Origin of the sequence: Enterococcus sp. 3G6_DIV0642 (genome assembly GCF_002140635.1) — a bacterium.
Lineage (GTDB): Bacteria > Bacillota > Bacilli > Lactobacillales > Enterococcaceae > Enterococcus_D > Enterococcus_D casseliflavus.
The window spans coordinates 2,093,734-2,105,862 of record NZ_NGLH01000001.1 but is presented as its reverse complement, the minus strand read 5'-3'; the positions used below and the strand labels follow the sequence as shown (position 1 = coordinate 2,105,862).

General features: G+C 43.6%; 11 protein-coding genes. 8 read left to right on the top strand and 3 right to left on the bottom strand.

Going from position 1 to position 12,129, the window contains the following annotated elements; genetic code table 11:
* Positions 1-138: 138 nt before the first annotated feature.
* The 3 genes from A5878_RS10050 (at position 139) to A5878_RS10035 (ending at position 4,692) form a co-directional block, all read left to right on the top strand.
* Positions 139-1,767 carry a PTS transporter subunit EIIC gene (locus A5878_RS10050; protein WP_081116621.1) on the top strand — a complete coding sequence of 543 codons (1,629 nt, stop codon included), beginning with the start codon at positions 139-141 and terminating at the stop codon, positions 1,765-1,767.
* Positions 1,767-3,098, top strand: coding sequence for a 6-phospho-alpha-glucosidase (locus A5878_RS10045; protein WP_034858513.1), 1,332 nt, complete (start codon positions 1,767-1,769; stop codon positions 3,096-3,098). Before A5878_RS10050 ends, A5878_RS10045 begins: the two co-directional genes overlap by 1 nt.
* Before the next feature lie 220 nt (positions 3,099-3,318).
* The gene (locus A5878_RS10035; protein WP_228077399.1) at positions 3,319-4,692 is read left to right on the top strand and encodes a gluconokinase; all 1,374 of its coding nucleotides are present in this window, start codon (positions 3,319-3,321) and stop codon (positions 4,690-4,692) included.
* A gap of 18 nt (positions 4,693-4,710) precedes the next feature.
* Here A5878_RS10035 and A5878_RS10030 read toward each other — a convergent pair whose 3' ends face one another.
* On the bottom strand, positions 4,711-5,451 hold the full coding sequence (locus tag A5878_RS10030; RefSeq protein WP_060792114.1) for a MurR/RpiR family transcriptional regulator: 741 nt from the start codon (positions 5,449-5,451) through the stop codon (positions 4,711-4,713).
* Between the two features lie 151 nt (positions 5,452-5,602).
* On the opposite strand from A5878_RS10030, the gene A5878_RS10025 reads away from it, so the two are divergent.
* The 5 genes from A5878_RS10025 (at position 5,603) to A5878_RS10005 (ending at position 9,797) form a co-directional block, all read left to right on the top strand.
* Positions 5,603-6,355: an IclR family transcriptional regulator gene (locus A5878_RS10025; RefSeq protein WP_016610978.1), complete on the top strand. Its 753-nt coding sequence runs from the start codon at positions 5,603-5,605 to the stop codon at positions 6,353-6,355.
* 110 nt (positions 6,356-6,465) lie between these two features.
* On the top strand, positions 6,466-7,113 hold the full coding sequence (locus A5878_RS10020) for a bifunctional 4-hydroxy-2-oxoglutarate aldolase/2-dehydro-3-deoxy-phosphogluconate aldolase (protein WP_005229908.1): 648 nt from the start codon (positions 6,466-6,468) through the stop codon (positions 7,111-7,113).
* A gap of 1 nt (position 7,114) precedes the next feature.
* Positions 7,115-8,113 (top strand): sugar kinase, encoded by a 999-nt coding sequence (locus tag A5878_RS10015; RefSeq protein WP_086295515.1) that lies wholly within the window; start codon positions 7,115-7,117, stop codon positions 8,111-8,113.
* 12 nt (positions 8,114-8,125) lie between these two features.
* A complete protein-coding gene (gene kduI / locus A5878_RS10010) occupies positions 8,126-8,968 on the top strand; it encodes a 5-dehydro-4-deoxy-D-glucuronate isomerase (protein WP_005229915.1) in 843 nt (280 codons plus the stop codon).
* Between the two features lie 22 nt (positions 8,969-8,990).
* Complete coding sequence (locus A5878_RS10005; RefSeq protein WP_005229917.1) at positions 8,991-9,797, top strand: gluconate 5-dehydrogenase; 807 nt, start codon at positions 8,991-8,993, stop codon at positions 9,795-9,797.
* A 246-nt stretch (positions 9,798-10,043) separates the two neighbouring features.
* Here A5878_RS10005 and A5878_RS10000 read toward each other — a convergent pair whose 3' ends face one another.
* Positions 10,044-10,715 carry a rhamnogalacturonan acetylesterase gene (locus A5878_RS10000; RefSeq protein ID WP_086295513.1) on the bottom strand — a complete coding sequence of 224 codons (672 nt, stop codon included), beginning with the start codon at positions 10,713-10,715 and terminating at the stop codon, positions 10,044-10,046.
* A 10-nt stretch (positions 10,716-10,725) separates the two neighbouring features.
* Complete coding sequence (uxaC, locus tag A5878_RS09995) at positions 10,726-12,114, bottom strand: glucuronate isomerase (RefSeq protein ID WP_086295511.1); 1,389 nt, start codon at positions 12,112-12,114, stop codon at positions 10,726-10,728.
* Positions 12,115-12,129: the final 15 nt, after the last annotated feature.

Genomic DNA, 12,129 nt, shown 5'->3' with positions numbered 1-12,129 from the left:
CATTTTTTTATGTACTTTGTCATGGATGAAACACGTTCCAATCTTTGAAACGCATTGAATTGAAAACGTTTGCTATTCTATTAGTAACAAATGTTTCCTATAATGAACCTACAAATCAACTACAAAGGAGTTTCCTCAATGAAAGAAAAAGTGATGGATGCGATGCAGAAATTCTCCAAGGCAATGTTTGTGCCCGTTTTGATTTTGCCGATCGCAGGGATATTGATTGCCGTTGGGAATGTGTTTACAAATGTCCGCTTGCTTGAGCAGTTTCCTTTTTTGGATAATCCGATAACCACCGATTTTGGTAGTATCTTATCCGCTTCCTTATTACCGATTTTAACCAATTTAGGCATTATTTTTTGTGTTGGGATCGCTCTAGGGCTAGCCAATAAGAAAAAGGCTGAAGCGGGATTTACCGCGTTGTTGGGATATTTCGTCTTCTTAAATGCCATGAACAAATTCATGGAGCTTCGAGGGATGTTGGTTCCAGCCGATGCCCTTCAAGGTTCAGGACAAGCGATCGTTTTAGGAATCCAAGTGTTGGATATGGGGGTCTTTCTGGGTATCATTTTAGGGATCGTCGTAGCATTGATCCATAATCGTTTTATCGATACGACCTTTAACAACGCCTTTCAAGTTTATGGCGGCGCGCGCTTCGTCTTTATTGTCTTGATTCCGGTCGTCGTGTTATTAGCCATCGTTTCCACGTTTATATGGCCAGTAATACAAACTGGCATCGACGGTTTAGGCGGCATCATTCAACAAACGGGCAACTTTGGTATCTTCTTGTATGGTACGCTAGAACGCTTATTGATTCCAACTGGCTTGCATCACTTGATCTACACGCCGTTTTTGTATACTTCATTAGGCGGTGTCGCAGAAGTCGGTGGCCAAGTCTTTGAAGGGGCACGGAATATTTATTTTGCGGAAATTGCTGACCCAGCAGTCCGCGTATTATCGCAAAGTGTCATTTGGGACGCTCGTGGGATCTCAAAAATGTTTGGACTGATTGGTGCCTGTTTGGCGATGTATCAAACGGCAAAACCAGAAAATAAAGTCAAAGTCAAAGCCATTTTGATTCCCGCAGTTGTGACTTCCTTTATCGCAGGTGTGACTGAACCGATCGAATTTTCTTTTATGTTCGTGGCACCTGTTTTGTTCGTCATTCATTCTGCCCTTAGCGGCTTGAGCATGGTGGCGTTAAATCTCTTTGGTTCTCGCGCCATCGGACCGAATGGCTTCATCGACTTTCTTTTGTACAACTTGCCCTTAGGGATCGAGAAAACTCGCTGGCCAGTGTACTTGATCGTCGGAGTCGTCTTCTTCTTTCTTTATTACTTCTTGTTCCGCTTTTTGATCACGAAACTGAATTTGAAAACGGTCGGGCGTGAAGAAGAAGGGGCAGAGACCAAACTGTACTCGAAGAAAGAGTACAAAGAAAAACAACTTGCTGGAGCAGGTGTCGGGGTCATGGCGAGTGATCAAGCCGCCCCTAGTCCAACTAGTGAAACAAGTATCTCAGCAATCATCACCAAAGCGCTAGGTGGCGATGACAATATCAAAACCATCGACAACTGCTATACCCGCTTACGTTTAAAACTAAAGGATCCTGAACTCGTGGATGAAGCGCTGCTAAAAGACGAAACACAAGCCAAAGGCGTGATCAAAAATGGTGAAAATGTCCATGTCGTTTACGGGTTGACCGTGCCGAAAGTGCGGGAAGAGTTAGAAAATTATCTTGGAAGAGAAGGAGAGATTGAATGATGAAAAATTTTTCAGTAGTGATCGCAGGGGGCGGCAGTACTTTTACCCCGGGAATCGTTATGATGCTGCTTGACAATCAAGAACGCTTTCCTTTAAGAAAGCTGAAACTATACGACAATGATGAGGCACGCCAAGCGATCCTCGGCGAAGCCCTAGCGATTTTATTAAAAGAACAAGCACCGCAAATCGAATTTTCATTTACGACGGATCCTGAGGAAGCCTTCAGCGATGTCGATTTCTGTATGGCGCATATCCGAGTAGGAAAGTATGACATGCGGGAAAAAGATGAAAAAGTCCCTTTGCGCCATGGCGTCTTTGGCCAAGAAACCTGTGGACCAGGAGGGATCGCTTATGGGATGCGCAGCATTACTGGTATGCTGGAGATCATTGATTACATGGAAAAATATTCCCCCGATTGTTGGATGCTGAATTATTCCAATCCAGCTGCAATCGTAGCTGAAGCGTGTCGGGTCTTGCGTCCGAAATCAAAGGTTCTGAATATCTGTGACATGCCCGTGGGCACGTTGCGTCGCATGTCGCAAATCATTGGCAAACAGCCAGAGGAACTAGAAGTTCGCTACTTTGGCTTGAATCATTTTGGCTGGTGGACCAGCGTCAAAGACAAAGAAGGCACGGAGTACATTCAAACCATTCGTGACTACGTTGCAGAACACGGCTATTTGACGCAGATCGAAGTGGATACCCAACATACTGACCCAAGTTGGCAAGACACCCACAAAAAAGCCAAAGACCTCTTGGCGCTCACACCAGAATATCTGCCAAATACGTACTTGAAGTATTATTTATACCCAGATTACGTCTACGAACACATGAAAGAACATCCAGAGTATACGCGTTCCAATGAAGTGATGGAAGGACGGGAAAAACGAGTGTTCGATCATGCCAAAAAGATCACTGCCCAAGGCTCTGCTGAAGGGATCGCCTTTGAGATTGATGCCCATGCAACCTTTATCGTTGATTTGGCACGCGCCATCGCTTTTAACACGCATGAGCGAATGGTCATGATTGTGGAAAACAACGGCGCGATTGCGAACTTCCCAGATGATGCCATGGTGGAAGTGCCATGTATCGTCGGTTCTGATGGACCAGAAGCTCTCGCTCAAGGAAAAATTCCTGCCTTCCAACAAGCGCTCATGTTCCAACAGGTGACTGTGGAAAAATTAGTGGTCGAAGCATATGTGGAAAAGAGCTATCAAAAAATGTGGCAAGCGTTAAGCCTTTCCAAAACGATTCCTAGCGCAAAAGTAGCCAAAGAGTTGCTCGATGATTTGGTTTCGGAAAATGGTGATTACTGGCCAGGATTGTCTTGATTTGTTTCACATTTGCGAAACATTTGCTGATTGGATAACTGAAAGAGGAAGATTCTCCAAGAATCTTTCTCTTTTTTGATTTTTGTTGTGGAAGGATAATTCTCTGAAGAAAATCACCACGAAACGTCTTATCAAAAAAACGATCAGACAGGTATACTAGAATATGCCACTAACTATGGTAGAATAAAGCTAATTGAATCAGATGAGAGGGAGCAATGCGATGTTTTTAGGGATTGATATCGGCACGACAGCCATAAAATTTGGGGTCATTGAAGATCGGAAAATCATTTACTCACAGTCATTACCAATCAAAACCCATAGCCACGGGTTAAAACAGACCCAATCAGCGACCCAGATCAGTAGCCAATTGATCAGTGGTGTCACAACGATTCCCGCTCAATTTAAAGCGGCAATCACAGTGATCGGGTTCAGTACCGCCATGCACAGTTTGATGCCAGTGGCTGGTGAGACAGCAGAAGAGATTTACATTTGGTCAGACAATCAAGCGAGTCAAACGATGACGGCCTTTCGTCAAACGGATCTGGCGGGAACGTTTTATGAAGAGACAGGGACCCCGATCCATGCGATGTCTCCCTTTGCGAAACTGGCTTATTTTCAAACAAATGGTTCATATTCTAAAGAGACGAAATGGTTTGGCTTAAAAGAACTAGCAATGGCGTTGTTTACCGGACAAGCACGGATCGATTATAGTACCGCATCAGCGACCGGTCTTTTTTCTTTGAACGAAAAGCAATGGAGTCAAAAGATTCTCAATTATTTATCCCTTTCAAAAGCCCAGTTAGCGCCTTTATGTGCACCCACTGATCGTTTTTTGATTACCGAGGAGATGGCGCAGCGGTGTGGCTTGAAGCCTGAGGTAGAAGTGATGTGTGGGGCTAGCGATGGGTGTTTAGCAGCATATGCTGGCTATATTTCTACAGGGATCCGCAACAGCTTGACGATCGGAACCAGTGCGGCGGTTCGTAAAGTAAGTGAGACCACCGTCTTTGATCGCCAAAAACAAAATTTTTGCTACTATCTGCAAGATGACCTCTATGTCGTAGGGGCACCTTCAAACAATGGTGGCTGTGTCCTTGCTTGGGCAAAAGATACCTTATCAGAAGATCCTGATGCATTTTATCATTATCTGCCTCAAGTCATGGAGGAGTCGCCGATCGGCAGTAACGGCTTACGTTTTTTTCCCTATTTAAACGGGGAGCGGGCACCTTTTTGGACAAATGAGATCACAGGCGGCTTTTCTGGCTTGACCCTGAAACACAATCGCTCAGACATGTTGCGGGCAGTCATCGAAGGCATGCTGATGAACATCGATTTATTAAAGCAAATGGCGCAGTTGGAAGGGGCAGTCACTGTAAGTGGTGGTTTCTTTCAAACAAAACTTTTAGGTCAAATGACCGCGGATGTGTTGGGGCTGACCTGTTATCTTTCCGATGAAAACGAACCGATATTCGGCTTGTATGATTTATACAAAAGCTCTGTTGTGCGCCAAGATCAGCCAGATGAAAAATTTGTTCCTGATCTGCAGAACCAAGCGCTCTATCAAGAATTGGCAAAAACCTATTTTCAAGCATAAGCAAAAACCAGCAATCCACTAGGGTTGCTGGTTTTCTTTTTCAACATGGGTAAAAGCGTCGACGATATATTCCATCAATAAGAGCAGTTTACCAAAGAAGCTAGTGTACTGGATGTTTTGGGTGTCGTAGGGACGTTCATCGGTCACTTCAAAGGAAAAGGTCGCTAGTTGATTGGCGCGATGATCACCGTTCCCGCAAAACAAAACAGTTGGTATGTGATGTTCATTGGCTAATGCCATCTTTTCCAGCACTTTTTGTGTTTCGCCAGATTTAGAAATGGTGATCAGCATACTGATGTTCTCGATGTTGTTACTAATGATCCCACCTGAGTCAGAAGCACTGACTAATAAGGTTTTGATGCCGTTGACAAGCATTTTTTTGTGGAGGTATTCTGCCACGATCCCAGAAAAACCTGTTGCATAAATCGTAATAAACTTGTCCTTGTTTCGTCCATAGATTTCTTTGATTGCGTCGATCGTATCTGCAATACTGGCAGCGTCAATTTGGTAATCGATGGCGGCTTCAGTGATCGTCTGATTTTTCAAGCGATTCTTTAAGAAGTAAAGTAGCTCTAGATAGCCAGAAAAACCTAATTTTTGCGCAAGCCGCACGATGGTTGCGGGGGAAGTGTAGATCGCTTTAGCGATTTCTCTTAAGGGCAGTCCATCGATCGCAGCGGTATTTGCAAGCAAATAATCAAGGATTTGCAGCTCATTGTCAGTCAATTTTTTTCCTTTGATCAATACATTTAGGTCCATTGTTCGGCACTCCTTTGTCTTGTCTTCATCATACAATGAATAACGACAGAAAGTAAAATGGGAATCGCGTCATGCTGATATATAGGAAAAAAGATTGTGCATTTCCTAAAAAGATATTATAATTTCTTATATAGAAAATAAAGGTGGAGAAATGATGACGCAAAAACCATATGGAACCGTACTACTAAAAGCAGCAACCATTTTAGATTATCTCGCAGAAGCGCCAAGTAAACCATTGCAAGAAATTTCAGAAGCAACGAAACTGACCCCATCCACAGCTTTGAAAATATTAGAAACGCTGCAAATGATCGGCTATGTCAAACGGGACAAAGAGAAGAATTATCGCTTAGGGTCTAAGCTGATCAAGTATGCCAATCAAAACATTCAAGAGCTTGATTTAGTGGAAATCAGCTTGCCTTACTTGGAAGCATTGCAGAAAACGGCGGATGAAACGATCCACTTAGGGGTCTTGACTGCCAATGAGATTCTTTATGTCAATAAATTGGAGCCCCACAATCAAACGATCCGCATGTCTTCAAAAGTAGGGATCACAAGACCGTTGTATAGCTCTGCCATGGGGAAAGCCGTTTTAGCGGAGTTTGATGCCCCTCAAGTGGAAGAATATTTGGCAGCAACGCCTTTAACCGCTTATACGGAAAACACCATTACGAATCAGTTGAAGTTGAAGAAAGAATTGGAACAGGCAAAAGAAAACCAAGTAGCGTTTGATGATGAAGAAATGGAACAAGAAATCTATTGCATCGGCGCCTCACTGATAAAGGATCAGGAGATCGTTGGGGCGTTTTCTATCAGCCTACCGAAATACCGCTTGACCCCAGAATACAAAACGACATTAATCGATGCGATTATTGCGACAAAACAACAAATTGAACAAGCATTATAAACTTTTTAGTGGAAAGCCCTTGCAAATAAAAACGAGAACGGTATAATAAACGTGTAAGTTTCTTTATAATAAATACCATTTTCCAAATAGGAAATAAATGGAGGGTCTCAATGAAAAAAGTAGCGAATTTAATGAAACTAAAAGAAAGCGGCGTGATCGCTGTTGTGCGTGGCGCTTCAAAAGAAGAAGCACTACAAGCAAGTAAAGCGATCGTTGCAGGGGGGATCACTGGCATTGAGTTGACTTTTACAGTGCCTCAAGCGGCGGATGTAATCGCTGAATTAGTAGCAACCTTCAAAGATAATCCAGAGGTAGTCGTTGGTGCTGGGACCGTTCTTGATGCAGTGACCGCTCGCTTAGCGATCATGGCAGGAGCACAATATGTTGTAAGCCCAACCTTTGATCAAGAAACAGCTGAATTATGTAATTTATATCAAATCCCGTATCTGCCTGGTTGCATGACCATTTCAGAAATGAAGGACGCCTTAAAAGCAGGCGCAGATATTATTAAACTATTCCCAGGTAGTGCGTATGGACCAAGTATCATCTCGGCCTTCAAAGCGCCATTGCCACAATTAAACATTATGCCGACCGGTGGTGTCAGCTTAGACAACATGCAAGAATGGTTTGCGGCGGGTGTCGTAGCCGTTGGTGTAGGGGGGAATTTGTTAGCGCCAGCAGCAAGTGGGGATTTTGACAAAGTAACAGAAGTAGCGAAACAATATGCGGCAAAATTAAAAGAGATTCGAGGAAAGTAAGATGGCAAACATTCTGACACTAGGAGAAATCATGTTGCGTCTATCGACAACGTTAGGCGACCGAATCGCCCATAGTTCGATGTTTGCTGCCCATTATGGCGGTGGAGAAGCCAATGTTGCGATCTCCTTAGCAAATTTTGGTCATCGCGTTTCTTTTGCTAGTAAAGTGCCTGAGAATGCTTTAGGAGATGCCGTTTTTCATCATTTACGAAGCTATGGCGTCGATTGTCGCCACTTGCTTCGTGGCGGTTCCCGACTAGGTACTTACTATATTGAAACCGGTATCGGGGAACGAGCAGCGCGAGTGGTTTATGATCGCGCAGGCTCTAGCTTTGCTCAAATGAAAGAAAATGAGTGGCAGTCTGACCTTTTTGATGGGATTGACATTGTTCACCTTTCAGGGATCACGCCAGCTCTTTCATCGACTTGGCAGACGCTTTTACTGACGTTGATCAAAGAAGCGAAAGCAGCTGGTTGTAAAATCAGTTTCGATATCAATTATCGTGGAAAACTGTGGACGACCGCTGAAGCACGCGTCTTTTTGCAAGAAGTGCTCCCCTATGTCGATTATTGCTCGGCAGGACAGTTAGATGCCCAAGTCTTTATGGATGTATCAGCTCCAACAGAGGAAGTCGAAGATGACTACTATTATCAAGAAATGCATCGGAAATATCCAAATATCCAGCTCTTTTATTCAACTAGTCGTCAGGTGCTCTCAGCAAGTCACAATCAATTGACAGGAAGCCTATGGCATAACGGCAATTATGTCGTTTCTGCTACCCATGAGATCAATCCCATCGTTGATCGCGTCGGAGGCGGCGATGCCTTTTCAGCTGGTGTCCTACATGGTCTTGTCACGAAGAAACAAGACCAAGAAATCATTGATTTTGCCACTGCAGCATCTGCTTTGAAACATACGATCCATGGCGACTGTAATCAGTTTAGCGCCAATGAGATACAAGAATTTATTGCAACAGGTTCAGGAAAAATTATCCGATAGGAGGAATAAAACATGCAACACATGGAAACACGCTATACCCATAGTCCACTTGATATTCGTCACTATAGTACCGAGGAATTACGCAGAGAATTTTTGGTAGAGAAAATTTTCACACCAGGACAAATCATGCTGACCTATACCCACAATGATCGGATGATCTTTGGCGGAGTGACACCGACAGAAGAAGCGTTAGAAGTGCAATTAAGCAGCGAATTAGGGGTGGAATACTTCTTAGAACGTCGCGAATTAGGCGTCATCAATATTGGAGGACCTGGTGCGATCACGATCGATGGCCAAAAAGAACCAATGAAAAAACAAGACGGCTACTATATCGGCAAGGAAACCAAACAAGTCTTGTTCCACTCAGATGATCCAGCAAATCCAGCGAAATTCTATCTATCTTGCGTGCCAGCACATAAGAAATACCCAAATGTAAAAATCAGTATCGATCAAGTCACACCAATGGAGACAGGCGAGGGCTTGACATTAAATGAACGGAAAATTTATCAATACATTCACCCAAATGTTTGTGAAAGCTGTCAATTACAAATGGGGTACACGATCTTAGAACCAGGCAGTGCTTGGAATACGATGCCAAGTCATACCCATGAACGTCGGATGGAAGCATATGTGTATTTTGATTTTGCCAACGAAGACACAAAAGTGTTCCATATGATGGGCAAACCAGATGAAACGAAGCATTTAGTCGTTAGTGAAGAACAAGCAGTTATTTCTCCAAGCTGGTCGATCCATTCGGGTGTTGGAACCAGTAACTACTCCTTTATCTGGGCAATGTGTGGCGAAAATATCACCTATACCGACATGGATATGGTGGCAATGGACGACTTAAAATAAAAAGAAAGAGGGTTTATTAATTATGGATTTTTCAATGGATCAATTTCGTTTAGATGGTAAGATCGCATTAGTGACTGGAGCTGTCTATGGGATCGGTTTTACGATCGCTCGTTCATTAGCAGCAGCAGGAGCAACGATCGTTTTTAACAACTTGGATCAAGAATCAGTGGATAAAGGATTAGCAAACTATCGTGAAGCAGGGATCGAAGCCCACGGCTATGTCTGTGATGTAACGGATGAAAAAGCAGTCAACGAAATGGTCAAGCAGATCGAAGAAGAAGTTGGCGTGATCGATATCTTAGTCAATAATGCTGGGATCATCAAACGAATCCCGATGTTGGAGATGTCTGCTGAAGACTTCCGCCAAGTCGTTGACGTGGACTTGAACGCTCCATTTATCGTTTCAAAAGCAGTCTTACCGTCAATGATCAAAAAAGGACATGGAAAAATCATTAACATTTGCTCAATGATGAGTGAATTGGGAAGAGAAACGGTGGCTGGTTACGCAGCGGCTAAAGGCGGCTTGAAAATGTTGACGAAAAACATTTGTGCTGAATTTGGTTCAGCTAACATTCAATGTAATGGGATCGGACCTGGTTATATTGCAACACCGCAAACCGCACCATTACGAGAGATCCAACCAGACGGTTCTCGTCACCCATTTGATCAATTTATCGTAGCGAAAACACCTGCTGCCCGTTGGGGTGAGCCAGAAGATTTAGCAGGACCAACTGTTTTCTTAGCTTCTGAGGCATCCAACTTTGTCAATGGCCATGTCTTATATGTAGACGGCGGTATCTTGGCGTATATCGGGAAACAACCTGAATAAAACAATCAGTAGTAAGGATGGGGACGATTGCAATCGTTCCCATTTTTATGGTCCAACACCCAAGAAATGCAGGGCTTTAAAAATAAATGGGTTGAAGCAAAGGAATGGCAAACAAATCTTTTAAAAAGAATCAAAAGCAAAACGCTGTGAAGGAAAATGTTCTTCGCAGCGTTTTGCTTGAGTAGCTCTTTTTCAAATCAGGTAGCGTATTTATGTTAGGGGAAGATTCAACACGAACAATGAGTTTCAATCTAACAAAACTTGTTGTGCAAGCGGTAATGGAGCATTTGTCAAACATTTGGCAACTAATTTGGCGACGGCTGTAGCACCTTGGTCATTCAAATGCGTGTTATCCGTAATGCCGGCTGGATAATTGGGGTGCTGGTTTTTTTCTAAATGAAGAAAATAGTTTTTCGCCTGTTGTGGTTCCAGTGCTGAAAAAAACCGTTGTGTTGCGACAAAAAGATCCAGACAGACCACATCCAAGGAGGTAGCCAAAGCACGCATTGCTTCTGGGTAAGGACCGACTGCCAAAGGATCAAGTTGCTGTTGGTCCACGTAATGCAAACGAGTGATCGAGGTCAATAGGATCGGTGTCGCTTGCTGCTGGCGTGCCGTTTGCACAAAGGTTGCTAAATTATGCTGATATTCTACAGGTGTCGTACCACGACTATCTGTTTTTTGATCGTTGTGTCCAAATTGAATCAAGAGATAATCACCAGCATATAGTTCTTTTTTTGCCTGCAACAAGCGTCCTTCTTCAATGAAGCTTTTGGAGGAACGCCCATTTTTTGCCAAGTTGACGATTTGATGCTGGGGGAGATAGCGTGAGATCTTTTCACCCCAGCCCGTTTCTGGACGAGCGCTAGGCTCTTTGATCGATGCGGTGGAATCACCGACGATGACGATTTTTTCCATTGTCTTTCTCCTAAAATTTGAAGTAGTTGTTGGCGTTTTGATAACAGACATTTTCTACTAATGGTTTTAGCTGACGAAGATCAGCAGGTGCTTCACCACGTACAACGATCTCAGCAAGCCATTCACAAAAGACGCGTCGGAAATATTCATGACGGGTGTAAGACAAAAAGCTTCTTGAATCCGTCAGCATGCCGACAAAGTTAAAGATCACACTGCCGTCAGCGAATTTCGTCAATTGGTGACGCATGCCTGCGCGGGTGTCGTTATACCACCAGCCAGATCCTAACTGCAATTTATTATTGCCTTCTTGCTGGAAGCACCCCATCAAAGCGACGAGTGCATCATAGTCATTGGGATTTAAGGAGTAGAGAATCGTTTGAGGCAAATGGTCCTGCGCATCAGCAGCGTTCAATAATTTCTGCAAGCTTTGAGTCAGTGGTTGATCATTGATGCCATCGTAGCCCGTATCTGGTCCCAAGCGCTCAAACATTCGTTGATTGCAGTTACGGTACGCATGGACATGCAGTTGCATCGTCCAACCATGTTCGTGATACAGCTTCATCAGTTCAACTAGAACATTGGTTTTGAAGAACGAGACTTCGTTTTCCTCCAAAGATTCTCCAGCTAATGCTTTGGCAAAAATTGCTTCAAGGGATAACTGTTCGTCTGCAGCATACACTAAAGTATCCAGCGCATGGTCAGACAAGCGGCAGTGATGCTGGTGAAAATAGGTTACACGGTCCCGCAAGGCTCTCAAGAAAGCATCGTAGGTAGTGATCGCGTTTTCGACACTCTTTTCGAGTTTGGTAACATAGGTAAGAAAATTCGGATGGTCGATTTGTAACGCTTTGTCAGGTCGAAAGGTCGGCAAGACCCGAAAACGTTGTTCTGTTTGGCTTAATTGGTGATGATAGTGAAGATCATCAACTGGATCATCTGTGGTGCAAACGATCTCGACGTTACTGCGAGCAATCAAAGCTCTTCGGGTAAAGTCTTTTTGCTGCAATTTTTCGTTGCATAGCCTCCACAAAGTTTCGGCATTTTCTTCAGTAACGGGAAGATCGATCTCAAAAAATCGCTTTAATTCTAAATGGGTCCAACTGTAAAGGGGATTTCCCACCAATTTTGGCACTGTTTGACACCATGCCAAAAATTTTTCATAATCACTGGCATTGCCCGTAATCGCTTCTTCGGGTACGCCACAAGCGCGCATCAATCGCCATTTGTAATGATCACCACTTAGCCATGCCTCGGTGATAGTTTTAAACGGCCGATCCTCATAGATTTCTTTCGGGTCTAGGTGGCAGTGGTAATCAATAATCGGCAGCTCTTTGGCATAGTCATGGTATAGTGTTTGAGCAATTTCATTTGGCAATAAATAGTTTTCATTTAAAAACATGTCGGACCTCTTTTC